The following is a 23,961-nucleotide window of genomic DNA, read 5'->3' as shown; positions in this document are numbered from 1 at the left end:
TTTCCGCCTTGAGTAACGCACCCGACGACGTCCCTTATCCGCATCCGCATCCGCATCCGGCGCTCAGGATGAAGCCGAAACTCCGCGACTTCCGTCTGGACATCATCGTGCTGCTGGCGTCCATCACGGCGCTGACCATCGCCGCGTTCGGCGTATACCGGCTGTGGCAGGGCAACGCGACGATGGCCGCATTCGATCTAGCGGTGGTGATCGCGGTCGCGGCGCCTGCGGTGTACGCATGGCGCACCGGCGACAGTCGCCGTGCCGGCAACGTCCTGGCCGTGCTCAATGCCTGCGCGACCTTCGGTGCATGCCTGATGATCGGCCACACCGCGCTCACGTGGACCTACCTGGTGCTGTTGACCAACTTCTTCATCGCCCATCGATGGATGGCGGTGGGCATCAACGCGGTGCTGATCGTCGGCATGCAGCTGATTCCCGGCTTCTTCCACGATACGGTGCACGCGCTCTCGGTCTTGGTCAGCGCCAGCCTGGTCACCGGATTCTCGCTGATCTTCGCCGCACGCACGCAGGACGACCGCGACCAGCTGGAGCGGCTGGCGGCGATGGACGCGCTGACCGGCGTGCCCAACCGCCGCAGCATGGAACGCGCGCTCGCCGACGCCGTGGCGCGCTTCCAGCGCGGCGAGCGACGGTTCGGACTGGTCGTGCTGGACCTGGACCACTTCAAGGACGTCAACGACCAGTACGGCCACGCCGCCGGCGACGTCGCCATCGCCGACCTCGCCTCGATCCTGCGCTTCGAGATGCGCCGCAACGACCAGGTGTTCCGCTTCGGCGGCGAGGAGTTCGTGACCCTGCTCGAAGTCGACAGCACCGAGGACCTGGAAGCGGCGGCCGAGCGCCTGCGCAAGGCCGTGCGCGGCGCCCTGCGCGGCCCGGGTGGACGCATCACCATCTCGCTCGGCGCGGCCCTGCTGCGCGAACAGGAAAAGACCTGGCACGACTGGTTCTCGCGCGCCGACGCCGCGCTGTACCGCGCCAAATCGGCCGGCCGCGACAGCTACGTGATCGCGGACGACCTGTTCTAGCCGCAGCAAGGCCGCAGGCAGTACTCCGCCACCGTCGTCCCGGCGAACGCCGGGACCCATCTTGCTTTTGGTCAACGAAGGCCGGCCCTGACGGGCAATGGATTCCAGCGTGCGCTGGAATGACGGGCCAGGCCTTCACTCACCTCCTCCACCGTCGTCCCAGCGAACGCTGGGACCCATTTTGCTTTTGCTCAATGAAGGCCGGCACTCACGGGCAATGGATTCCGGCGTGCGCTGGAATGACGGGGTGAGGCTCCCGGTACGAGCGAATGTATCCACGCCGGGTTCCCGCCCCCGACTGGAACAGGTCTTGCAGCGCACCGTCCGACCCCGTCGGAAACACGCCATGTCTGAGCAGGACGAAAGCGGCGAACGCACTGAATTACCCACCGAGAAACGCCTTCGCGAGGCGCGCGAGCAGGGCAACATCCCGCGTTCGCGCGAGCTGGCGACGGCGGCGGTGTTCGGCGCGGGCGTGCTGGCGATCGTCGGCATGGGGCCCGGTCTGGCGCGTAATGCGCTGGGCTGGATGAAGATCGCGCTGACGCCGGACCCCCTGCTGATGCGCCAGCCCGACCAGGTGTTCGGGTATGTCGGCCTGATGATGCTCAAGCTGCTGGCCGCGATCGCGCCGGTGGCGGGCATCTGCGTGCTGGCCGGCCTGGCGGCGCCGGCCCTGATGAGCGGCCTGCAGTTCTCGCAGAAGTCCCTGATGCCCGACTTCAAGCGGCTCAACCCCGCCAGCGGCCTCAAGCGCCTGTATGGCCCGGAGGGCCTGGCCGAGCTGCTGAAGTCGCTGCTGCGCGTGGCGCTGATCGGTGGCGCGGCGGCGATCTGCCTGAAGCTGGGGCTGGATCCCCTGCGCGAACTGCTGACCATGCCGCTGGAACAGGCGGTGCGCAGCGGCCTGAAGTTCACCAGCACGCTGCTGCTGGCCACCACGGGCGGCCTGATCCTGCTGGCGGCCATCGACGCGCCGTACCAGAAATGGAACTGGCTGCGGAAGCTGAAGATGACGCGCAAGGAGCTGCGCGACGAGATGAAGGAAAGCGAGGGCAGCCCGGAAGTGAAGGGCCGCATCCGCCAGTTGCAGCACCAGATGTCGCAGCGGCGGATGATGGAGGAGGTCCCGACCGCCGACGTGATCGTGGTCAACCCGACCCACTACGCCGTGGCGCTGAAGTACAAGGCCGGCCAGATGGGCGCCCCCACGGTCGTGGCCAAGGGCGTGGACGAACTGGCCCTGCGCATCCGCGAGGTCGCCGACGCGCACCGCATCGCCATCGTCTCCGCGCCGCCGTTGGCACGCGCCTTGTATCGGGAAGGCCAGCTTGGCCGGGAAATCCCCGTGAGAATGTACGCCGCCGTCGCCCAGATCCTCTCCTACGTCTACCAGTTGCGCGCCTGGCGCGTGGGCGAAGCCCCGCTGCCCGACCAGCCGACCGTCGACATCGATGAGCACGGAGGCAAGGCATGAGCGCGCAACCGGCCGGCGGCATGCGCTGGATGGACATGCTGAAGAACGGCCTGGGCGCGCCGCTGGTGGTGCTGGCACTGCTGGCCATGATCGTGGTGCCGCTGGCGCCGCCGGTGCTGGACGCGCTCTTCAGCTTCAACATCGCCATCTCGCTGGTGGTGCTGCTGGCGGTGATCTACGTGAAGCGCCCGCTGGACTTCACGATCTTCCCGATCATCCTGCTGATGACCACCATGCTGCGGCTGGCGCTGAACGTGGCGTCCACCCGCGTGATCCTGCTCAACGGCCAGGACGGCCACGACGCCGCCGGCAAGGTCATCGCCGCGTTCGGCGAGTTCGTGGTGGGGGGCAACTACGCCGTCGGCATAGTGGTGTTCGCCATCCTGACCATCATCAACTTCGTGGTCATCACCAAGGGCGCGGGCCGCATCGCCGAAGTGTCGGCCCGCTTCATCCTGGACGCGATGCCCGGCAAGCAGATGGCCATCGACGCCGACCTCAACGCCGGCGTGCTGACCCGCGAGGAAGCCAAGGCCCGCCGCGAGGAAGTGCGCGCGGAAGCCGACTTCTACGGCTCGATGGACGGCGCCAACAAGTTCATCCGCGGCGACGCCATCGCCGGCATCCTGATCCTGTTCATCAACCTCATCGGCGGGTTCGCCGTGGGCATGTTCCAGCACGGCATGCCGGCGGCCGAAGCGGCCTCGACCTATACGCTGCTGTCGATCGGCGACGGCCTGGTGGCGCAGCTGCCGGCGCTGCTGGTGTCCTCGGCCGTGGCCATGCTGGTGACCCGCGCCTCGCGTTCGGAGGACATGGGCCAGGCCGTGATGGGCCAGGCCTTCGGCCAGCACAAGGCGCTGGCGGTGGCGGCCGGCGTGCTGGGCCTGGTCGGGCTGGTGCCCGGCATGCCCAACGTCGCCTTTTTGACGCTGGCCGCCGGCATCGGCTACCTGGCCTGGAAGATGTGGAAGCGGACCCAGGAAGGGCCCGATGCCGCAGCGGGCGACGTGCCCGCGCTGGCCGGCCCGGGCGCGGCGCCCGACCGCAACGCCGAACTGACCTGGGACGAACTGCGTCCGGTCGATCCGCTCGGCCTGGAGGTCGGTTACCGGCTCATTCCGCTGGTCGACAAGAACCAGGGCGGCGAGCTGATGTCGCGCATCAAGGCGGTGCGCCGCAAGCTGACCCAGGACCTGGGCTTCCTGGTGCCGCCGGTGCACATCCGCGACAACCTGGAGCTGCCGTCCAACGGGTATCGCCTGCTGGTGCATGGCGTGCCGGTGGCCTCGGCGGAGATCCATCCCGACCGCGAGCTGGCGCTCGACCCGGGCGGCGCCTTCGGCAGCATCGACGGCATTCCCGGCAAGGATCCGGCGTTCGGGCTGGATGCGGTGTGGATCCAGTCGCACCAGAAGGCCACGGCCGAATCGCTGGGCTATACCGTGGTCGATCCGGCCACGGTGATGGCCACCCACCTGTCGCACCTGGTGCGCGAACACGCCCCGGAACTGCTCGGCCACGAGGAGGTCCAGCAACTGTTGTCGCAGCTGGCCCGCAGCGCGCCGAAGCTGGTCGAGGACCTCACGCCGAAGGCGCTGCCGCTGGCCACCGTGGTGCGCGTGCTGCAGAACCTGCTGATCGAGCGCGTGCCGATCCGCCAGTTGCGCCGCATCGTCGAGGCCCTGGTCGAGTTCGCCCCGCAGAACGCCGATCCGGCCGCGCTCACCGCCGCCGTGCGCACCTCGCTGGGCCGTTTCATCGTGCAGGAGATCTCCGGCATGGCCCCGGAACTGCCCGTCTATACCTTGGCGCCGAGTCTGGAACGCGTCTTGCAGGACAGTACCCAGGGAACCGGCGCGGCGCTGGAACCTGGACTGGCCGAACGCCTGCACCAGAGCCTCGCCGACGTGGTGACCAAGCAGGAATCCCGCAGCGAGCCTGCGGTGGTGCTGGTACCGGGAACGGTCCGCGCCGCCCTCGCCCGCCTGGTCCGCCACAGCGTCCCCTCGCTGTCGGTGCTGGCCTACAGCGAGGTTCCCGAGGACAAGCGGTTGAAGCTGGTCGGGACGATTTCGTGATGTGTGATGGGTGATTCGTGATTCGCAAATGCGTGTCCCGGTATCTGGAGAGAACACCAATGAACTCAAGCATCAGTTCGACTCCGCGCCCGCGATTGCGTACCCGTCGGTTCGTTCGCTGTTGCTTCTACTTCGAATCACGAATCACCCATCACGAATCACAGCCTCTTTCGAATCACGAATCCCCAATCACCAATCCCGGCCCCTGACATGAAAATCAAACGCTTCGTCGCCCCCGACATGCGCACCGCCTTCGCGATGGTGCGGCAGGAACATGGTCCGGACGCGGTGATCCTGTCCAACCGGGTCACCGAGGACGGCGTCGAGATCGTCGCCGCCAGCAATTACGACGAAGCGCTGGTGCAGCGCACGCTGGAGGCGATGCGTCCGGCCGCGCCCACCGCGCCGCTGCATCCGCTGCTCGACCCGGCGCCCCAGGCACCGGCCGCCACTACGACGAACCTGTCCCCGGCCGAAGCCGCCGCCAGCTACTTCGCGCGTCGCCAGCCGGCGCCCGCTGCCGCACCGGCCGCCGCCCGCACCGATACCGCAAAGCCCGCCGTCGCGGTAGCGCCCGCCCCGGTCGCGCCACCGCGCGCACCGGCGATCGCCTCGCCCACCCCGGTCGCCGAGATGCCGGCGCCGGCCGTCCGCGACATGGCGCCGCAGCTGATCGAACCCGAGTCCTTCGCCGCCAAGCTGGCCGCCTGCCTGCCGGCCGCCCCCGCCAACGAACCCGTCGCCCGCATCGAGCCCGTCGTGGCTCCGCGCCGCCCGGCCGCGCCGCGCGCCGAGGTCGACGACACGCTGGATCTCGAGGCGCTGCTGCCGTCGATCGCGCCGCCGGTGTCGCTGCCCGAGCCCGAGCCGGCGCCGGTGGCCGCACTGCATGCCCACCGTGTCGTCGACGCCGTGCCGGCGCCCGCGCCCAGCGCGGTCACCGTGCCGACCCTGACCGTCGTCACCGACAACGCCGCCCAGGCGCGCGAGAGCGACGAGCAGCTGGTGCAGATGCGCGGCGAACTGGCCGCCATGCGCGAGATGATCGAACGCGAGATGCATCGCCTCACCGACGAGCGCCTGCGCGGTTCGCCGGTGCGCATGCAGGCGATGGAACTGATGGAGGACTACGGCTTCGACGCCGGCATCACCCGCGACATCGCCCTGCAGATCCCCGCCGACACCGAAGCGCACCGTGGCCGCGGGCTGATGCTGGGCCTGCTGTCGAAGAAGCTGCCGGTGCTGGACACCGACCTGCTGGAGACCGGCGGCGTGATCGCGCTGGTCGGCCCCACCGGTGCCGGCAAGACCACCACCATCGCCAAGCTGGCCGCCTGCTTCGCGCAGCGCCACAATCCGCGCGATGTCGCGCTGGTGACCACCGACACCCTGCGCGTCGGCGGCCGCGAGCAGCTGCACGGTTACGGACGCCAGCTCGGCATCGCCGTGCACGAGGCCGACAGCGCGCAGACCCTGGCGCTGGTGCTGGAGCGCCTGCGCGACTACAAGCTGGTGCTGATCGACACCGCCGGCCTGGGCCAGCGCGACCGCAACCTGGTCGGCCAGCTCAACTGGCTGCGCGCCTCCGGCCAGGTCAAGACCCTGCTATGCCTGCCGGCCAATTCGCACTTCTCCGACCTGGACGAGGTGGTCCGCCGCTTCAGCAGCGTGCAGCCGCAAGGCGTGGTGTTGACCAAGCTTGACGAGACCGGCCGCCTGGGCAGCGCGCTGAGCGTGGTCGTCGACCACCAGCTGCCGATGACCTGGGTGACCGACGGCCAGCGCGTGCCCGACGACCTCCACCGCGCCAACAGCGCCCACCTCGTGCTGCGGCTGGACCAGCTGCGCCGCGAAGCCGACGAACCCTGCTCGACCGAGGCCACCCATGTCGCCTGACCACCCGCTGCAGACCAATCCCCGCAGCACCCCGCCGTTGCCCGGCGCCTTCCATCCCGTGCGCGTCGTCGCCGTCACCGGCGGCAAGGGCGGCGTGGGCAAGACCAACGTCTCGGTCAACCTGGCCGTGTCGCTCGCCGAGATGGGCAAGCGCACGCTGCTGATGGACGCCGACCTGGGCCTGGCCAACGTGGACGTGCTGCTCGGGCTGTCGCCCAAGTTCACCCTCGCCGATCTCGTCGCCGGCCGCTGCGGCCTGGAGGACGTGCTGCTGGAGGGGCCGGAAGGCGTGCTGGTGGTCCCCGCCTCGTCGGGTTTCCGCCACATGGCCGAACTGACCCCGGCCGAACACGTCGGCCTGGTCAACGTGTTCTCCGAACTGCAGCGCGCGCTCGATTTCATGATCGTCGACACCGCCGCCGGCATCACCGACAGCGTGCTGACCTTCTGCCAGGCCGCGCAGGACACCGTGGTGGTGGTCTGCGATGAACCGGCCTCGATCACCGATGCCTACGCGCTGATCAAGGTGCTGGCGCGCGAACGCGGCCTGGACCGCGTGCACGTCGTCGCCAACATGGTCCGCGATCCGAACGAAGGCCGGAAGCTGTACGAGAAACTCGCCCGCGTCTGCGAGCGCTTCCTCGGCGACGTCGCCCTGCACTACCTGGGCGCCGTGCCACAGGACGACTGGCTGCGCCGCGCCGTGCAGCGCCAGCAGCCGGTGGTGAAGGCCTATCCGGGCAGCCCCTCGGCGCGCGCCATCACCGACATCGCCCGCACCACCGCACGCTGGCAGCCGCCGATCGGCGCGCGCGGCAACGTGGAATTCTTCGTCGAACGCCTGATCCAGCGGGGAGTCGCCGCATGAACACCGCCGCCGCCCAGTACCGCGCGGTGCAGCGCAGCGCCGCCAACGACTTCGTCACCCAGCACGCCGACCTGGTCCGCCGCATCGCCCACCACCTGGCGGCGCGCCTGCCGGCCAGCGTGGAGATCGACGACCTGATCCAGGCCGGCATGATCGGCCTGCTGGAGGCCTCGCGCAGCTACGACGCCGAACAGGGCGCCTCGTTCGAGACCTACGCCTCCATCCGCATCCGCGGCTCGATGATCGACGAGATCCGTCGCGGCGACTGGGTGCCGCGCTCGGTGCATCGCCGCGCGCGCCAGGCCGCCGCCACCGTGCGCGAGATCGAACAGCGCACCGGCCGTGCCGCCATCGCCACGGAAGTCGCGAGCGCGATGGAGATGCCGCTGCCCGAATACCTGCGCCTGATGGAAGACGCCGCGCGCGGCCAGGTGCTGAGCCTGGAATCGCACATCGACGACCACGGCGAGCCCAACACCTCGCGCACCGGCGGCCCGTCGCCGCAGCAGCACCTGGAGCGCAGCGAGTTCCGCCAGCAACTGGTCAAGTGCATCGGCCAGCTGCCCGAGCGCGAGCAGCTGGTGCTGTCGATGTACTACGAGCAGGAACTCAACCTGAAGGAAATCGGCGCGGTGCTCGGCGTCAGCGAGTCGCGCGTCTGCCAGATCCACGGCCAGGCGATGGTGCGCCTGCGCGGCCGCCTGCAGGTGTTCGAGAAGGCCGACGCGGGGCTCGAGGAGGACGATTGACCCTGGCCACCGCATGACCCTGTAGGAGCGCCCTGCGGCGCGATGCGTTTCGGTCGATGCGAGCAAAAGCATCGCGCCCGAGGGCGCTCCTACAAGAGCAGCTTTAGCGTTCGCCTAAATCTTTCCCGGCCCCGGCCGATACCCCCTCCAGACTCACCGTCCACGCAACACCGGAGCACCCGTGACCAACAAGAACATGCGCATCCTCATCGTGGACGACTTCTCCACGATGCGCCGCATCATCAAGAACCTGCTCAACGACCTGGGCTACACGAACACGGCCGAGGCCGACGACGGCAATACCGCGCTCGTCGCGCTGGCGCAGGGCAGCTTCGACTTCGTGGTCACCGACTGGAACATGCCCGGCATGACCGGCATCGAGCTGCTGAAGGCGATCCGCGCCGACGATCGCTTCAAGACCCTGCCGGTGCTGATGGTGACCGCCGAGGCCAAGCGCGAGCAGATCATCGAAGCGGCGCAGAACGGCGTGAACGGCTACATCATCAAGCCGTTCACCGCGCAGACGCTGGAAGAGAAGCTGGGCAAGATCTTCGAACGCCTGGGAGCGGCCGCCTGATGAACGCCGTCGCCGACGTCACCGCTGCCCGCGCGGCGCTGGTGGAGAAACTGCAGCACGCACTCGATGCGCTGGAACAGGGCGACGAAGCCGGCTGGCGCCGCGAACTGGATGCGATCGCCGCCTGGCGCACGCAGCCGATGATGCAGGGCCTCGGCCGGCTGGCGCGCGAGCTGGCGCAGACGCTGGGCGAACTGCCGCCGACCGATGCCGGCGAACTCGACGACGCCTGCTCGCGACTCGACCACGTGGTCGAGATGACCGAACAGGCCAGCCACAAGACGCTGGACCTGGCCGAACAGTGCCGCGGCTACGCCACGCAGCTGAAGGCGACCGAGCTGTCGGCCGACCAGGCCGCGCTGGTGGACCAGATCGGCAAGGGCCTGTCCGAGATGGCGCTGGCGCAGAGCTACCAGGACCTCACCGGCCAGATCATCCGCCGCGTGGCCGGCATCGTGCGCCGCGTGCACGAGGGCTTCGGCGCCCTCGGCCTGCCGCCGCCGGAAAAAAACCGCGACAGGGGTTCAGAACTCGCCGGCCCGGCCGTTGCTGGTCTGGACCGCAACGCATTTTCGCAGGGCGACGCCGACGACCTGCTGTCCGGCCTGGGGTTGTAGCCCCGGGGGACGCGCGCTGCGGAAACGGAGACCCATCATGCCCGCCGCCGCCCGCCGCTCGCGTCACCCGCTGGTCCTGCTGTTCGTCGGAGCGCTGCTGGTCGGCGATGCGCTGGTCGGCCGCTTCCTGCGCCGCCGCGCCGCCCTGTCCCTGCTCGACTCCTCCCGCTGATCGCCCGCCCGGTACCTGTCCCGCCCATGTCCGCCGTCACGCCCGAAATCGCCGCCGACTTCCTGATCGAAGCGCAGGAAATCCTCGACCGGCTCGGCGAACAGCTGGTCACGCTGGAACAGGACCCGTCCGACAGCGCTCAGCTCAACGCGGTGTTCCGCGGTTTCCACACGCTCAAGGGCGGTGCCGGCTTCCTCGGCATCCAGGCCATGGTCAACCTCTGCCACGCCGCCGAGGAGACGCTGGGCCTGGTCCGTGCCGGCCAGGCCACGCTGGAAGCCCAGCACTTCGATGCCGCCCAGCAGTCGCTGGACTGGCTGCAGCAGATGCTGGACGCGGTCGGCGCCGGCGAGGATCCGCCGCACGCGCCGCAGACCCTGATCGACCAGTTCGACGTGCAGGCCGGCGCGCCGGTCGCGCACGCCGCGCCTGCGGCGCCGTCGGCGCCCGCCGCACCCGCCGCCGGCGACCTGATCAGCGACGACGAATTCGAGGCCCTGCTCGACCAGTTGCATGGCGATGCCGCCCCGACGACCGTGGTGGCGGCTCCCGCGCCACCGCGCGCCGCGCCCGCCCCGGTCAAGCCGGCCGCGCCCAAGCCCGCCGCCAAGGCCGGTGGCGAGATCGAGCAGACCATCCGCGTGGACACCAAGCGGCTGGACGCCATCGTCAACCTGGTCGGCGAGCTGGTGCTGTCGCGCAACCGCCTGAAGACCCTGCGCGCGCGCATCCGGGACGAGGAACTGGACCGTGCGGTCAGCGGCCTGGACATCGCCACCGCCCGCCTGCAGACCGCCGTCATGCGCACGCGCATGCAGCCGGTGGGCAAGGTGTTCTCGCGCTTCCCCAAGGTGGCGCGCGACGTCGCCCGCCAGCTGCAGAAGGAGGTCGACCTGGAACTGGTCGGCGCCGATACCGAGCTGGACCGCAACCTCGTCGAGGCGCTGGCCGATCCGCTGGTGCACCTGGTGCGCAACGCCATCGACCACGGCATCGAAGTGCCCTCGCTCCGCGAGGCCTGCAGCAAGCCGCGGCAAGGCCACGTGCGCCTGTCGGCGCAGCAGGAGGGCGACTTCGTCACCATCGAGATCCGCGACGACGGCGCCGGCATCGATCCGGAACGCCTGCGCGTCAAGGCGCTGGAGAAGGGACTGATCGATCCCGAGGCCGCCGCCCGCCTGAGCCACGACGAATGCCTGCAGTTGATCTTCCTGCCCGGCTTCTCGACCAAGGCCGAGGTCACCGACATCTCCGGTCGCGGCGTCGGCATGGACGTGGTGCAGTCGCGCATCCGCGAACTCAGCGGCCAGATCACCATCCATTCCGATGTCGGCCGCGGCAGCCGCTTCGTCATCCGCGTGCCGCTGACGCTGGCCATCCTGCCCACGCTGCTGGTGCAGGCCGGCGATCCGGTCTATGCGCTGCCGCTGGCACGCGTGATGGAAGTGCTGCATGCGCCGTCGGAAAGCCTGCGCTGGTTCGACGGCCAGGCCGTGCTCGACCGGCAGAGCCACACGCTGCCGCTGGTCGACCTGCGCCAGTGGCTGCGCGTGGACCCGGTCATGGCGCCGCTGCTGACCATCGTGGTGCTGCAGATGGGCGAACAGCGCTTCGGCCTGATCGTGGACCAGGTGCGCGGCCGCGAGGAAGTCGTCATAAAGCCCCTGCCGCGCGCCGTGCGCGGCCTGCCCGGCTACGCCGGCGCCACCCTGATCGGCGACGGCCGCATGGCGCTGATCCTGGACGTGGACGGGCTGCGCGCGACGGCGTAAGGCCCCGCGCAGTGGCGGGAACCATGCGGTTGTGGGAGCTGGGTTGGTGTGTGAGCCGGGCTGTTGTGGGAGCGACGTAAGTCGCGAGCTCTTTCCTTCAAACATTCGGACCTTGTTCCAGCCCGTCTCGCCGCCATCGCGACTTACGTCGCTCCCACACCACCAACCACGCGCCGGGTGTGATCGCGATCGCGACTTACGTCGCTCCCACAAGCGGTCCATCTCAAGTCCACCTGCTCCCGGCCGATAGATCAGCACATGGACATCTTCAGCCTCATCGGACTGCTGCTCGCGCTGGTCGCCCTGGTGGGCGGCAGCATCCTCAAGGGTGCCGGCCTGTCGTCGCTGTGGTCGTCGGCGGCGTTCGTCATCGTGATCCTCGGCACCATCGCCGCGATCCTGGTGCATACGCCGCCACCGGTGTTCAAGCGCGCGGTGTCGATCGTGCGCTGGATCGTGCGGCCGCCGGGCAACGATGGCGATGCGCTGATCGCGCAGATCGTGGAGTGGAGCAATATCGCACGCAAGCAGGGCCTGCTGGGCCTGGAGCCGGTGGTCGGCCAGCAGGAGGACCCGTTCCTGAAGAAGGGCCTGCAGATGCTGGTCGACGGCGTGGAGCCGGAAGCGATCCGCCACATGATGGAGATCGACCTCAACGGCCAGGAACACCAGGACCTGGCCGCGGCCAAGGTGTTCGAGGCCATGGGCATCTACGCACCCACGCTGGGCATCATCGGCGCCGTGTTCGGCCTGATTGCGGTGATGAAGAACCTGGCCGACCCCAGCAAGCTGGGCCACGGCATCGCCGCGGCGTTCACCGCCACCATCTACGGCATCGCCTCGGCCAACCTGTTCTTCCTGCCGGTCGCCAGCAAGCTCAAGAGCGTGATCGGCGGCCGCAGCCGCGAGCAGGAAATGATCATCGAAGGCCTGATCGCCATCGCCCAGGGCGAGAACCCGCGCAACATCGAGGCCAAGCTGGCCGGCTTCCTGCACTGATCCGGCGCGACGACGGCGATGGCACGCAGGAAGAAGCACGAAGAGCACGCCAACCACGAGGCCTGGGCGATCCCCTACGCCGACCTGATGACGCTGCTGCTGGCCTTCTTCGTGGTGATGTACGCCATTTCCACGGTCAACGAGGGCAAGTACCGGGTGGTGGCCGATTCGCTGACTGCCGCGTTCGGCGGCGCGCCTCGCACGATCAACCCCGTGCAGGTGGGCAACCACCAGCTGCAGGGCGCCGACTTCGACCGTCCCTCGCCCATCAAGTCCGGCGCCAAGCAGGGGCCCTCGGCGCCCTCGCCGTCTCCCAACGTCACCCTGCTGGCCGCCATGGCCTCGCAGATGAACATGTCGCTGGACGCCAGCGCCCTGCAGGCGGCGCAGGGCGAACTGAAGCGCATCGCCGACGATCTGGAGCGCGCCCTGGCGCCGCTGATCGACGACAAGCTGGTCACCATCAAGCGCTCGGCCCTGTGGCTGGAAGTGCAGATCAACAGCGACATCCTGTTCGCCACCGGCTCGGCGGTCCTGGATCCGCAGGCGCAGCAGACGGTCGGCAAGCTGGCGGAGGTGCTGGGCAACGTGCCCAATTCGGTGCGCGTGGAGGGTTACACGGACGACCGGCCGATCCGGACCTCGCAGTTCCCCTCCAACTGGGAACTGTCGTCGGCCCGCGCGGCCAGCGTGGTGCACCTGTTCGTACGCGACGGAATTCCGCCGGAGCGGCTGGCGATGATCGGCTACGGCGAGTTCCGCCCCATCGCCGACAACGCCACCGTGGAAGGCCGCAACACCAACCGCCGCGTGCTGCTGGTGATCCTGGCCAGCCCGACCGGTCCGGCCGGTCCCGTCGCTCCGGCACCGGACTTGCATGCGCATGCACAGACCGTCGCTCCGCCGTCAGTGATCCCGCTGCCGCCGCTGCCGGTCCACGCCGCGTCGCCCATGCCCGGAGCGCCGCCGGCGCCCCAGGTCCATGAAGGAGTTCCGTGATGCGCGTGTGGGCAATCGCCAACCAGAAAGGCGGCGTCGGCAAGACCACCACTACCCTCGCCCTCGGGCGCGGCTTGGCCATGCGCGGCCACCGCGTGCTGCTGGTCGACCTGGACCCGCACGCGTCGCTGACGCGCGCGTTCGGCGTGCCGACGGAGCCGCAACCGACCGGCGTGCTGGAACTGTTCGACGAACAGCCGCCCACGCTCGCCAGCGTGGCGCGTGCCACCGACATCGAGAACCTGTCCTTCGTCGCCGCGCAGACGCCGCTGGCCACGCTGGAACGCCGCAGCGCCACCCAGCCCGGCCTGGGCCTGGCGCTGTCCAATGCGCTGGCGCGCGGCGGGCACGCGTGGGACCACGTGCTGTTCGACTGTCCGCCCACGCTCGGGCTGCTGATGGTCAACGCGCTGGCCGCGGCGGACCACGTCATCATCCCGACCCAGACCGAACCGCTGGCGCTGCACGGCCTGAAAGGCATGTGCCGCACCGCCGACATGATCCAGCGCTCGCGTCACCGCGTGCTGCCGGTGTCGATCCTGCCCACGCTGCACGACAAGCGCACGCGTACCGGCGCGGACACGCTCAAGGCGATGCAGGACGAGTACGGCGAGCGCGTCTGGAACGACGCCATTCCCAATGACACCCGGATCTGCAGCATCGATGCGCTGACCCGCTCCAGCCCCGCTGCGCAGTATCCCGGCCGTGGCCTGTCGGCGTACCGTCGCGCACTCGACTGGCTGCTGCTGACCGAAGCCCGCGACACGGAGCAGGCTGCATGACCACCCCGGCCGTCCTCGACGACTACCTCCTCGACCTGCTCGGCGACGCGGGTCCGCCCGCGTCCGCCCCGCCGGCACGGGCCGTGGCGGTCGAGACGGCCAGCGTGGCCGAGCCCGACGCGCCGTCCGCGCCTGTCGACCCTGTCGTCGTCGCCGCGCCGACGCTGGCCATCGCACCCACGCGTCCCGGCAGCGAGGCCGACCTGATCAGCGACGACGAGTTCGAGGCCCTGCTCGACAGCCTGCACGGCGACGCGCCACCGTCGGCCGTCGTGCCGGCCTCCGTGCCCACGCCCGCGACACCGGCTGCGCCCGCCCTGGCGGTCGCGCCCACGCGTCCCGGCAGCGAGGCCGACCTGATCAGCGACGACGAATTCGAAGCCCTGCTCGACACCCTGCATGGCGACGAGCCGCCGTCGGCCGTCGTGGCGGCATCCCCACCCATGCCCGCGAAATCGACGGCACCCGCGCCGGCACCCGCGCTGGCGGTCGCGCCGACGCGTCCCGGCAGCGAGGCGGACCTGATCGGCGACGACGAGTTCGAGGCACTGCTGGACCAGTTGCATGGCGGCGCCGCCCCGACCGCGCGCGTGCCCGTCGCGCCCGCGGCCCCGACGCGCGCGCCGTCCGTTCCCGTGGCGGCGCCCGCGCCTCCCCATGTCGCCGTTCCGTTGCCGGCCAAGCCCTACCTGCTGACGCCGACCGATACCGGCGAACGCCGGCGCGCGACCGAACGCAAGACCCGCTGGCTGCGCCTGCGCTGCGACCAGCAGCACTACGCACTGGAACTGCTGAAGGTGCAGGAAGTCGTGCGCCCGGCCACCCTGCTGCCGTTGCGCGGCGCCGCCCCGCACATGCTGGGCGTGATGAACCTGCGTGGCCAGGTGGTGCCGGTAATCGACCTGGGCTTGTACCTGGGCCGGCGCCCGATCGAATCCGATGCCGCCACCCGCATCGTCGTGCTCGAGGAGCACGGCGAAACCCTGGGCCTGCGCGTGACCGCGGTCGAGGACGTCGCCAATCTTGCCGACCAGCAGATCGAATCGCCCGACAACGCCCGCGTGGGCCGCATGTCCAACCCGCTGTTCCGCGGCGTGGCGCGCCTCAACGAATGCGCGGTGATCCTGCTGGATGCGTCGCGGATACTGCAGTGACGCGAGTGGTGAGCGGAGAGGAGTGAGAAGTGAGTAAACGCCCGACCTGCTTTCGCTCACTCCCCACTCCTCTCCGCTCATTCCTCGCTTTACCAACTGCGTCACACATTCACCTCCACCCCTCAAGACCGGCCCTGCCGCGCCGATACCTCACTAGAGCCGCCCTTCCGGAGACACGATGAGCGCTGTGCCCCTGGGTGATGACCTCGGTATCGAGGCCGCCACCGACCTCAAGCAGCACCTGGCCCCGCACGTCGCGCAGCCGGAACCGCTGGCGCTGGACGCCGGCACCGTGCAGCGCGTGCATACCGCCAGCCTGCAGGTGCTGTGCAGCTTCGTGCGCCAGCGCCAGCAGGCCGGCCTGGCCACCGATTTCAGTGCGGTCAGCCAGAGCTTCCGCGACGCCGCACGCCTGCTGGGCCTGGCGCCGCAGCTCGGCCTGGCCAACGACAACGAACACAACACGCAACAAGTGGAGAACGCCGCATGAGCGCACGCATTCTGGTAGTGGACGATTCGGCCTCGATGCGACAGATGGTCGCCTTCGCCCTGAGCTCGGCGGGTTTCTCGGTCGATGAAGCCGAAGACGGCCAGGTGGCGCTGGGGCGCGCGCAGGGGCAGAAGTTCAATGCCGTCGTCACCGACGTCAACATGCCCAACATGGACGGCATCTCGCTGATCCGCGCGCTGCGCGGCCTGCCGGACTACAAGTTCACGCCCATGCTGATGCTGACCACCGAGTCCGCGGCCGACAAGAAGGCCGAAGGCAAGGCCGCCGGTGCCACCGGCTGGCTGGTCAAGCCGTTCAACCCGGAACAACTGGTCGCCACCGTCCAGAAAGTCCTGGGCTGATCCCCACCTCCTCCGCTTACCTTCAGACCGCACCAGGGCACCGTCGCCATGAACATGGACATGCAGCGCTTCCACGCCACGTTCTTCGAGGAAAGCCGCGAAGGGCTGGAGGCCATGGAAGCCGGCCTGCTGTCGCTGGAACAGGGCAACCGTGACGGCGACCTGATCAACTCCATCTTCCGCGCCGCGCATTCCATCAAGGGCGGCTCGGCGACGTTCGGCTTCGACGCGATCGCCGGCATGACCCACGTGTTGGAAACGCTGCTGGACGAACTGCGCGCCGGCCAGCGCGCCGTCAGCCCGCCGGCCGTCGACGCGATGCTCGCCTCGGTCGACGTGCTGCGCGCCCTGCTGGCCGAAGCCGAACACGGCACGCCGGCCGATCCCGCCGCCGTGCAGGCCATGAAGGACCGCCTCAATGCGGTGCTGTCCGGCCAGGACGCCCCGGCCGCTGCGGCACCTGCGGCCGCACCGGTGTCCGACGCCGAGCCGGATGGCTGGAAGATCGGCTTCACGCCGGCGCCGTCGCTGTTCATGAGCGGCAACGATCCGCTGCGCATCCTGCGCGAACTGGAACACCTCGGCCCGCTGGAAATCGCGTGCCGCATGGAACGCCTGCCCGGCTTCGAGCAGATCGATCCGCTGGAAGCCTATCTCGCCTGGGACCTCGGCCTGATCGGCAAGGTGCCGCGCAGCGCGGTGGACGACGTGTTCGCCTGGGTCGTCGACGACTGCGAGCTCGACATCCAGCCGATGCAGCGCAACGCGGTGCCGGTCGAAGCCGTCGCCGTGGCCGCACAACCGGCGGCCGCCGTCGTCGCCAGCGGTGCGCAGGCACCGGCCGCCGCGCCCGCCGCGAACGATGCCGCCGAGACCTCCATCCGCGTCAGCGTCGACAAGATCGACGGGCTGATCAACCTGGTGGGCGAACTCGTCATCACCCAGGCCATGCTCAAGCAGGTCTCCGGCCTGCTCGACCAGGCCCAGTGCGAGCGCCTGTTCGCCGGCCTGGACCTGCTGGAGCGCAACACCCGCGACCTGCAGGAAGCCGTCATCGGTGTGCGCATGCTGCCGGTCGACGCGGTGTTCCGCCGCTTCCCGCGCCTGGTCCGCGACCTGTCCGCACGCCTGGGCAAGCAGGTGCGCCTGCGCACCATCGGCGAAGGCACCGAGCTGGACAAGGGCCTGATCGAACGCATCGCCGATCCGCTCGTGCACCTGGTCCGCAACTCGATCGACCACGGCCTGGAAATGCCCGACGTGCGCGCGCAGTCCGGCAAGGACGAGACCGGCACCATCACCCTGGCGGCCTCGCACCAGGGCGGCCACATCGTCATCGAAGTCAGCGACGACGGGCGCGGGTTGAACCGCGAGCGCATCCTGGCCAAGGCCGCCGAACGTGGCCTGGCGGTGCCTGAAAACCCGACCGACTCGCAGGTCTGGGACCTGATCTTCCAGCCGGGCTTCTCCACCGCCGATGCCGTCACCGACCTCTCCGGTCGCGGTGTGGGCATGGACGTGGTCCGCCGCAACATCCAGGCGCTCGGCGGCGAAGTCCAGCTCGAGAGCGCCGCCGGCCACGGCACCCGCGTGGTGATCCGTCTGCCGCTGACGCTCGCCATCCTCGACGGCATGGCCGTGTCGGTGGGCGAGGAAACCCTGATCCTGCCGCTGACCTACGTGCTGGAAGCGCTGCAGCCGCAGGCCGAAGACGTGCGCACGGTCGGCGGTGAAGGTCGCGTGCTGCGCGTGCGCGGCGAATACCTGCCGATCGTGGCGCTCAACGACTACTACCGCTACGGCCAGAGCGAGGCGGAGGATCCGCTGGTGGTGGTGGTGGAGGCCGACGGCCAGAAGCTGGCGCTGGAAGTGGACGAACTGATCGGCCAGCAGCAGGTCGTGGTGAAGAACATCGAGAACAACTATCGCCGCATCGAAGGCATCTCCGGCGCCACCATCCTCGGCGATGGCCGCGTGGCGCTGATCGTCGATGTCGGTGGCCTGGTCCGCGCGCGCCGGATGCCACAGGCCGCCTGACACCCCCTTTCCCGCGCTGCGCCTGCACGCGTCTCCCACGCCGGGCGACGCACGGTGGCGCACGCCCTTACACTGACGGTACACGCATGAAGTACATCCTCTCCACCCTCGCCCTTTCCCTGCTGGCCGTACACGCCGGCGCGCGCGCCGATGACGGCGGCACCACGGCGACGGCATGGCCGCCGAAGATCGGCTTCGCCGACGGCACCGAACTGAGCCTGGGCGGCAACCTGCAGTACGACCTCAACGACTTCTCCGGCGAGGGCTACAACGGCGCCGCGCTGGAAGACGACGACGCCTGGCGCCGCCAGGAGATCGGCGTGACGCTCAAGCGCAAGGGCGTGTACGACTTCGGCGCGACCTTCGACTTCCAGGCCAAGACCTGGAACGACGTGGCGCTTCGCCTGGAGACCAAGGCTCTGTTCGGCCGCGACGCCGGCAAGCTGCGCATCGGCCAGATGAAGCTGCCGCTCGGCTTCGAGGGCAATACCGGCACCCGCCACGTGTCGATGATGGAACCGTCGCTGCCGACGCAGGCGTTCTACCAGGGCCGCCGCAGCGGCATCGACTGGGCCTTCGAGCGCCCGCGCTACATCGCCAATGTCGGCTACTTCTTCGAGTCCGACCTGCAGGGCAACAACAACGGCGACACGGCGGCGTTCCGGCTGGCGTGGACGCCGCGCAAGGCGGCCGGCGACGTGCTGCACCTGGGCGTCGCCGCGTCGCAGGAACGCCCCGACAGCGAGGTCAACGGCCTGGGCGTGACCGTATATCCCAGCGTGCGCTGGCGTGCCAAGCCCGAAGCGGCGCTCACCGGCGTGCGCCTGGTGGACTCGGGCACGCTCACGCGCGTGGACCGCATCGAGCGCACCGCCCTGGAGGCGTTGTGGATCCACGGCCCGTGGTCGCTGCAGGGCGAATACCTGCGGCAGGAAACCACGCGCGAACTGGGCCTGCCCTCGTACTCGGCCGATGGCGGCTACGTGCTCGGCAGCTGGCTGGTGACCGGGGAGTCGCGCGGCTACAGCGGCGGCAACGTCAGCAACCCCAAGCCCAAGCACACGTACGGCGCGCTGGAACTGCTGGCGCGCTACAGCCGCATCGACCTGGACAGCGACGGCATCGCCGGTGGCCGCGAGCACAACTGGACGCTCGGCGCGAACTGGTACCTGACGCCGTACCTCAAGTTCCAGGCCAACTACGTGAAGAGCGATGCCACGCGCGGCGCGTTCTCCGCCGACCCGTCCGTGTTCCAGTTGCGCGCGCAGATGCACTTCTGATCGCGCCTTCCGCGTCGCCCGCGCCGCCGGCCACGGTCTGCGCGGGCGATGCCGTTCCCGTTCGCGGATCTATCCGACGCCGCACTCCACGTTCCAGACCGACGGCATGAGGCACGGTGCGGCGCGCAACGCGTCCTGCACCGCTCCGCCGCGGTTCCATCGCGAACGCGGATGCATTCCCGACCACGCGTTCCGCCTCGCCCGCGTACCCGGTCACGGTCTGCGCGGGCATCCCGTCGAGATGCAGGTAAGCGCGCTTACCTTTCCGCCGAACGGTCATCAAGAACCGTCGCAGGGCGCCGTTACTCGGGGGGAGACACCGCAACACGGGCCCTGACTGCTACGGCATCCGCCTGATGCGTCGGCTCCACCTACCGAACTCCATCGAGACCGCCTTCATGTTCAAGCACCTCAAGATCGGCAAGCGCCTGGCCATCGGCTTCGCCGTGCTCGTCCTGCTCATCGTCGCCACCGGTGCGTTCTCCGCACAGCGCATGGGCGTGGCCCAGGATGTCGTGGTCGAGATCACGAACAAGGAGGTGCCGGCCATCCGCGACCTGGGGCGCCTGGCCACCATGCTGGCCGAATACCGCGTCAGCGAACGCGGCCTCGTCGCCGGCTACCAGGACCCGGAGAAAGTCGCCGAATACACCGGCGAGCTGGTCGCGGGCGCCAAGGCCTTCGACGAGCTCTCGAACGCGTACGGCGCCACCCTCACGGACCCGCAGCAGAAAGCGCTGTACCAGCAGATGCTGGCCAAGTCCGCGCTCTATTTCGACAACAGCCGCCTGCTGATCGAATCGGTCAAGGTCGGCGACCTGACGCCCGCCAGTGGCGCCGGCGACCTGCGCCAGGCCACCGCCGATGCCGTCGCCGTCATGCTGGACGACAAGATGAAGGAGCTGGACGAAGCCGTCGCCGCCCAGCAGGCCGGCTATACCAACAACCTCCGCGCCATCGGCCTGCTGGTGGCGGTGGCGCTGATGCTGGCCATCGCGGCCGCGGTCCTCATCACCCGCTCGATCGTGCGTCCGATGGCCGAGGTCGCGAGCGTCGCCGACGCCGTGGCGCGTGGTCAGCTGGACCGCCAGATCGTCATCGACGACCGCAGCGAACTGGGCGACCTGCTGGGCTCCATGCAGCGCATGCAGACGCAGGTGAAGGCGGTCATCGCCGCGCAGAGCGAAATGGCGGTACGCCATGACGAGGGCCGGATCAGCTACCGGATCGACGACAGCACGTTCCCCGGCGAGTTCGGCCGCATGGTGCGCGAGACCAATGCGCTGGTCGCCCAGCATATCGGCGTGAAGATGCGCGCCGTGGAAGTGATGCGCCGGTACGCGGTGGGCGACCTGTCGATCGACATGGACCGCCTGCCGGGCGAGAAGATCGTCATCACCGAGGCGATGGACATGTGCAAGGCCAACCTGTCGGCGATCAACGGCGACATCAAGCGCCTGGCCGCCGCCGCCGCTGCGGGCGATTTCTCGCAGCGCGGCGACGAAGGCAAGTACGAGTACGACTTCCGCGAGATGGTGGCCGGCGTCAACCGCCTGATGGAAACCACCGACGGCAACCTGGCCGAAGTCTCCGAACTGCTGCAGGCCATCGCCCGCGGCGACCTGACCGCGCGGATGGAAGGCGACTTCCACGGCGTGTTCGCCGCCATGCGCGACGATGCCAACGCCACCGTCGGCCAGCTGACGGAGATCGTCGGTGGCATCCAGATGGCGGCGCTGAGCATCAACACCGCTGCCGGCGAGATCGCGTCGGGCAACTCGGACCTGTCGCGCCGCACCGAGCAGCAGGCCGCCAACCTGGAAGAGACCGCCGCCTCGATGGAGGAACTGACCTCCACCGTGCGCCAGAACGCGGAAAGTGCGCGCCAGGCCAACCAGCTCGCCATCGGTGCCGCCTCGGTGGCCTCGCAGGGCGGCGACGTGGTCGGCAAGGTCGTCACCACCATGACCGACATCGAACAGTCCTCCAAGAAGATCGCCGAGATCATCTCGGTCATCGACGGCATCGCCTTCCAGACCAACATCCTGGCGCTCAATGCGGCGGTGGAAGCCGCCCGTGCGGGCGAACAGGGCCGGGGCTTTGCGGTCGTGGCCAGCGAAGTCCGAACGCTTGCCCAGCGTTCGGCCAACGCGGCCAAGGAGATCAAGGGCCTGATCGAGAATTCGGTGGAGAAGGTCTCCGACGGCTCGGTGCTGGTGAACCAGGCCGGTGCGACGATGGCCGAGATCGTGGCCAGCGTGCAGCGCGTGACCGACATCATGGCCGAGATCTCCGCCGCGTCGCAGGAACAGAGCGCGGGCATCGAGCAGGTCAACCAGACCATCACCCAGATGGACGAAGCCACCCAGCAGAATGCCGCGCTGGTGGAGGAAGCCACCGCCGCCGCCCGTTCGATGGAAGAGCAGGCGCAGACGCTCACCGAGTCGGTATCGGTGTTCAAGCTGCAGTCCGCGCCGGTCAGCGCGCCCGTGCGCAAGGCCATCGCGGCCGCCGCCGGCGTCACGGCCAAGCCCGCCGCCAAGGCGGTGGCCCGCAAGCCGGCCGCGCGCACGCCGGAACCGGCGCTGGCCGAGGGCGACTGGCAGGAGTTCTGAGTCCTCGCGCCTGACGGCGTCGCGGTTACCCCCACGGCCCGGCATGTCCGGGCCGTGTGCGTTGGGCGGCAGGACACCGCTCCAGGTACATGCGTTTACCGTTCGTCGGGAAAACCCCGACGGAGCACTCAATTCGGGGGGCGTAACGCCGATACCGGTCTGGATACCTCAACCACGTCCCTGGCCCATGACCCGATTCGCGCGTCTTTCGCTTGGCAGCAAGCTTTCCCTGCAGGTCACCCTCGCCGTCGCGGTGGTGCTCGCCCTCCTCGCCTTCGTGGTGCAGCGGCAGTCCAGCCGCGCCATCCAGGAGCGCGCGCTCGCCGACCTGGATGTCGCCGCGCAGGTCATGCTGGAATCCGTCGCGCTGTACGACAGCACGCTGACCGATGCCACCCAGCGCATGGCGCGCAGCTTCCGCGCGTCGCTGCCGTCCGGCGACGTGTCGGTGGATCCGGCCACCAGCACGCTGATCGGTGATGCCGAGGTGCCGGCGCTGCGCTTCGGCGACCAGACCATGAACCTGGACTTCACCGACGTGGACCGTTTCACCGACGCCACCGGCGTGGTCGCCACGCTGTTCGTGCGCCAGGGCGATGACTTCATCCGCGTGACCACCTCGCTGCGCAACGCCGAGGACGAACGCGTGATCGGCACGGCGCTGGACCACAAGCATCCGGCCTACGCGCTGATCCTGCAGGACAAGCCGTATACCGGCCGCGCGCGGCTGTTCGGCCGCGACTACATGACCCACTACCAGCCCATGCAGGATACCGAAGGCAACACCGTCGGCATCCTCTTCGTCGGCCAGAACTACGGCGACGGACTGGCGGCGCTGAAGGACAAGCTGCGCACCACCAGGCTGGGCGAAGCCGGTTACTTCTTCGTCGTCGACCTGGCCGAAGGCGAACAGCACGGCATGATGGCCGCGCATCCCGCCAGCCAGGACGCGCCCTACACCGATGTGGTGGACGCCGGCTCCGTGGCAGCGATGAAGTCGCTGCTCGACCAGGACCACGGCCATGCCGTGCTCGACGTCGCCCCGAAGTCCGGCGACGAGGCGGTGCCCGCGCTGGTCGCGGTGAAGCGGTTCGCGCCGTGGAAATGGGCGCTGGTGGCGGTGGAACCGCAGGCCACCGTGCTCGCTTCCAGTCATGCACTGACCCTCGCGATCCTGGGACTGTCGCTGCTCGCCCTGGTCGTGATCGGTGCGTTCACCTGGATCGGCGTGCGCCGCGTGGTCTCGCGTCCGCTGCGCGGCGCCGTGGCCATCGCCGGCGATGTTGCGGCGGGACGGCTGGACGGCAGGATCGACACCACCCGCCAGGACGAAGTCGGTCAGCTGCTGTCCGCCATGCATCGGATGCAGACGCAGGTGCTCTCGGTGATCGACGCGCAGACCGAGATGACGCGCCGCCACGACGAAGGCGAGATCAGCTATCGCATCGACGACGGCGCGTTCCCCGGCGAGTACGGCCGCATGGTGCGCGACACCAATACGCTGGTCGCGGCCCACATCGCAGTCAAGATGCGCGCGGTCGGCATCATGCGGCGCTACGCCGACGGCGATCTGTCGGAAGACATGGACCGCCTGCCGGGCGAAAAGGCCTTCATCACCGAAACACTGGATACGTGCAAGGCCACGCTGTCGGCCATCAACGGCGAGATCAAGCGCCTGGCCGCCGCCGCATCGGAAGGCGACTTCAGCCAGCGTGGCGACGTGGACAAGTACCGGCACGACTTCCGCGACATGGTCGGCGGCCTGAACCACCTCATGGAAACCACCGACGGCAACCTCGCCGAGGTCTCCACGCTGCTGCAGGCCATCGCCCGCGGCGACTTGACCGCGCGCATGGAAGGCGACTTCCACGGCGTGTTCGCCACCATGCGCGACGACGCCAACGCCACCGTCGCCCAGTTGACCGACATCGTCGGCCGCATCCAGGACGCCTCCACCTCCATCAACACCGCCGCCGGCGAGA

20 protein-coding genes are annotated in these 23,961 nt (G+C 69.3%); all 20 read left to right on the top strand.

The window, feature by feature from the left end:
* Positions 1-68 precede the first annotated feature (68 nt).
* Positions 69-1,052 carry a GGDEF domain-containing protein gene (locus VGN58_RS04485; protein ID WP_327482125.1) on the top strand — a complete coding sequence of 328 codons (984 nt, stop codon included), beginning with the start codon at positions 69-71 and terminating at the stop codon, positions 1,050-1,052.
* A 346-nt stretch (positions 1,053-1,398) separates the two neighbouring features.
* Positions 1,399-2,529: a flagellar biosynthesis protein FlhB gene (gene flhB / locus VGN58_RS04480; RefSeq protein ID WP_327482123.1), complete on the top strand. Its 1,131-nt coding sequence runs from the start codon at positions 1,399-1,401 to the stop codon at positions 2,527-2,529.
* A complete protein-coding gene (gene flhA, locus VGN58_RS04475; RefSeq protein ID WP_327482121.1) occupies positions 2,526-4,610 on the top strand; it encodes a flagellar biosynthesis protein FlhA in 2,085 nt (694 codons plus the stop codon). Before flhB ends, flhA begins: the two co-directional genes overlap by 4 nt.
* Positions 4,611-4,820: 210 nt before the next feature.
* Positions 4,821-6,506 carry a flagellar biosynthesis protein FlhF gene (flhF, locus tag VGN58_RS04470; protein WP_327482119.1) on the top strand — a complete coding sequence of 562 codons (1,686 nt, stop codon included), beginning with the start codon at positions 4,821-4,823 and terminating at the stop codon, positions 6,504-6,506.
* Positions 6,496-7,374, top strand: a complete 879-nt coding sequence (locus tag VGN58_RS04465; protein WP_414710747.1) for a MinD/ParA family protein — start codon at positions 6,496-6,498, stop codon at positions 7,372-7,374. Before flhF ends, VGN58_RS04465 begins: the two co-directional genes overlap by 11 nt.
* Positions 7,371-8,123: an RNA polymerase sigma factor FliA gene (locus tag VGN58_RS04460; RefSeq protein ID WP_327482117.1), complete on the top strand. Its 753-nt coding sequence runs from the start codon at positions 7,371-7,373 to the stop codon at positions 8,121-8,123. Before VGN58_RS04465 ends, VGN58_RS04460 begins: the two co-directional genes overlap by 4 nt.
* 196 nt (positions 8,124-8,319) lie before the next feature.
* Positions 8,320-8,700, top strand: coding sequence for a chemotaxis response regulator CheY (locus VGN58_RS04455; protein WP_327482154.1), 381 nt, complete (start codon positions 8,320-8,322; stop codon positions 8,698-8,700).
* The gene (locus tag VGN58_RS04450) at positions 8,700-9,317 is read left to right on the top strand and encodes a protein phosphatase CheZ (RefSeq protein WP_327482115.1); all 618 of its coding nucleotides are present in this window, start codon (positions 8,700-8,702) and stop codon (positions 9,315-9,317) included. Before VGN58_RS04455 ends, VGN58_RS04450 begins: the two co-directional genes overlap by 1 nt.
* Before the next feature lie 37 nt (positions 9,318-9,354).
* The gene (locus tag VGN58_RS04445) at positions 9,355-9,489 is read left to right on the top strand and encodes a hypothetical protein (RefSeq protein WP_327482113.1); all 135 of its coding nucleotides are present in this window, start codon (positions 9,355-9,357) and stop codon (positions 9,487-9,489) included.
* Positions 9,490-9,515: 26 nt separating this feature from the next.
* Positions 9,516-11,261 (top strand): chemotaxis protein CheA, encoded by a 1,746-nt coding sequence (locus VGN58_RS04440; protein ID WP_327482111.1) that lies wholly within the window; start codon positions 9,516-9,518, stop codon positions 11,259-11,261.
* Positions 11,262-11,519: 258 nt separating this feature from the next.
* Positions 11,520-12,260, top strand: coding sequence for a flagellar motor protein (locus VGN58_RS04435; RefSeq protein ID WP_327482109.1), 741 nt, complete (start codon positions 11,520-11,522; stop codon positions 12,258-12,260).
* Between the two features lie 18 nt (positions 12,261-12,278).
* Complete coding sequence (motD, locus tag VGN58_RS04430) at positions 12,279-13,259, top strand: flagellar motor protein MotD (protein ID WP_327482107.1); 981 nt, start codon at positions 12,279-12,281, stop codon at positions 13,257-13,259.
* Positions 13,259-14,041 carry a ParA family protein gene (locus VGN58_RS04425; protein ID WP_327482106.1) on the top strand — a complete coding sequence of 261 codons (783 nt, stop codon included), beginning with the start codon at positions 13,259-13,261 and terminating at the stop codon, positions 14,039-14,041. The genes motD and VGN58_RS04425 overlap by 1 nt, the downstream gene beginning before the upstream one ends.
* On the top strand, positions 14,038-15,195 hold the full coding sequence (locus tag VGN58_RS04420; RefSeq protein ID WP_327482104.1) for a chemotaxis protein CheW: 1,158 nt from the start codon (positions 14,038-14,040) through the stop codon (positions 15,193-15,195). Before VGN58_RS04425 ends, VGN58_RS04420 begins: the two co-directional genes overlap by 4 nt.
* Positions 15,196-15,373: 178 nt before the next feature.
* Positions 15,374-15,685: an STAS domain-containing protein gene (locus tag VGN58_RS04415; protein WP_327482102.1), complete on the top strand. Its 312-nt coding sequence runs from the start codon at positions 15,374-15,376 to the stop codon at positions 15,683-15,685.
* The gene (locus VGN58_RS04410) at positions 15,682-16,047 is read left to right on the top strand and encodes a response regulator (RefSeq protein WP_055944462.1); all 366 of its coding nucleotides are present in this window, start codon (positions 15,682-15,684) and stop codon (positions 16,045-16,047) included. The genes VGN58_RS04415 and VGN58_RS04410 overlap by 4 nt, the downstream gene beginning before the upstream one ends.
* A gap of 48 nt (positions 16,048-16,095) precedes the next feature.
* On the top strand, positions 16,096-18,084 hold the full coding sequence (locus VGN58_RS04405) for a chemotaxis protein CheA (RefSeq protein WP_327482099.1): 1,989 nt from the start codon (positions 16,096-16,098) through the stop codon (positions 18,082-18,084).
* An 86-nt stretch (positions 18,085-18,170) separates the two neighbouring features.
* Positions 18,171-19,364: an OprO/OprP family phosphate-selective porin gene (locus VGN58_RS04400; RefSeq protein WP_327482097.1), complete on the top strand. Its 1,194-nt coding sequence runs from the start codon at positions 18,171-18,173 to the stop codon at positions 19,362-19,364.
* Between the two features lie 356 nt (positions 19,365-19,720).
* Positions 19,721-21,979, top strand: coding sequence for a methyl-accepting chemotaxis protein (locus VGN58_RS04395; RefSeq protein WP_327482095.1), 2,259 nt, complete (start codon positions 19,721-19,723; stop codon positions 21,977-21,979).
* A gap of 187 nt (positions 21,980-22,166) precedes the next feature.
* Positions 22,167-23,961, top strand: a 1,795-nt coding sequence (locus VGN58_RS04390) for a Cache 3/Cache 2 fusion domain-containing protein (protein WP_414710746.1), incomplete at its 3' end; no start/stop codon positions are given.

This window comes from Pseudoxanthomonas sp., from assembly GCF_035999195.1.
Lineage (GTDB): Bacteria > Pseudomonadota > Gammaproteobacteria > Xanthomonadales > Xanthomonadaceae > Pseudoxanthomonas_A.
Note: the sequence above shows the minus strand (reverse complement) of the source record. Positions and strands in the feature narration are given on the sequence as shown.

What these genes read in the sequence shown, in the direction of transcription:
- VGN58_RS04485 (WP_327482125.1), top strand. Translation starts at nt 69, where the DNA reads ATGAAGCCGAAACTCCGCGACTTCCGTCTGGACATCATCGTGCTGCTG.
- flhB (WP_327482123.1), top strand. Translation starts at nt 1,399, where the DNA reads ATGTCTGAGCAGGACGAAAGCGGCGAACGCACTGAATTACCCACCGAG.
- flhA (WP_327482121.1), top strand. Translation starts at nt 2,526, where the DNA reads ATGAGCGCGCAACCGGCCGGCGGCATGCGCTGGATGGACATGCTGAAG.
- flhF (WP_327482119.1), top strand. Translation starts at nt 4,821, where the DNA reads ATGAAAATCAAACGCTTCGTCGCCCCCGACATGCGCACCGCCTTCGCG.
- VGN58_RS04465 (WP_414710747.1), top strand. Translation starts at nt 6,496, where the DNA reads ATGTCGCCTGACCACCCGCTGCAGACCAATCCCCGCAGCACCCCGCCG.
- VGN58_RS04460 (WP_327482117.1), top strand. Translation starts at nt 7,371, where the DNA reads ATGAACACCGCCGCCGCCCAGTACCGCGCGGTGCAGCGCAGCGCCGCC.
- VGN58_RS04455 (WP_327482154.1), top strand. Translation starts at nt 8,320, where the DNA reads ATGCGCATCCTCATCGTGGACGACTTCTCCACGATGCGCCGCATCATC.
- VGN58_RS04450 (WP_327482115.1), top strand. Translation starts at nt 8,700, where the DNA reads ATGAACGCCGTCGCCGACGTCACCGCTGCCCGCGCGGCGCTGGTGGAG.
- VGN58_RS04445 (WP_327482113.1), top strand. Translation starts at nt 9,355, where the DNA reads ATGCCCGCCGCCGCCCGCCGCTCGCGTCACCCGCTGGTCCTGCTGTTC.
- VGN58_RS04440 (WP_327482111.1), top strand. Translation starts at nt 9,516, where the DNA reads ATGTCCGCCGTCACGCCCGAAATCGCCGCCGACTTCCTGATCGAAGCG.
- VGN58_RS04435 (WP_327482109.1), top strand. Translation starts at nt 11,520, where the DNA reads ATGGACATCTTCAGCCTCATCGGACTGCTGCTCGCGCTGGTCGCCCTG.
- motD (WP_327482107.1), top strand. Translation starts at nt 12,279, where the DNA reads ATGGCACGCAGGAAGAAGCACGAAGAGCACGCCAACCACGAGGCCTGG.
- VGN58_RS04425 (WP_327482106.1), top strand. Translation starts at nt 13,259, where the DNA reads ATGCGCGTGTGGGCAATCGCCAACCAGAAAGGCGGCGTCGGCAAGACC.
- VGN58_RS04420 (WP_327482104.1), top strand. Translation starts at nt 14,038, where the DNA reads ATGACCACCCCGGCCGTCCTCGACGACTACCTCCTCGACCTGCTCGGC.
- VGN58_RS04415 (WP_327482102.1), top strand. Translation starts at nt 15,374, where the DNA reads ATGAGCGCTGTGCCCCTGGGTGATGACCTCGGTATCGAGGCCGCCACC.
- VGN58_RS04410 (WP_055944462.1), top strand. Translation starts at nt 15,682, where the DNA reads ATGAGCGCACGCATTCTGGTAGTGGACGATTCGGCCTCGATGCGACAG.
- VGN58_RS04405 (WP_327482099.1), top strand. Translation starts at nt 16,096, where the DNA reads ATGAACATGGACATGCAGCGCTTCCACGCCACGTTCTTCGAGGAAAGC.
- VGN58_RS04400 (WP_327482097.1), top strand. Translation starts at nt 18,171, where the DNA reads ATGAAGTACATCCTCTCCACCCTCGCCCTTTCCCTGCTGGCCGTACAC.
- VGN58_RS04395 (WP_327482095.1), top strand. Translation starts at nt 19,721, where the DNA reads ATGCGTCGGCTCCACCTACCGAACTCCATCGAGACCGCCTTCATGTTC.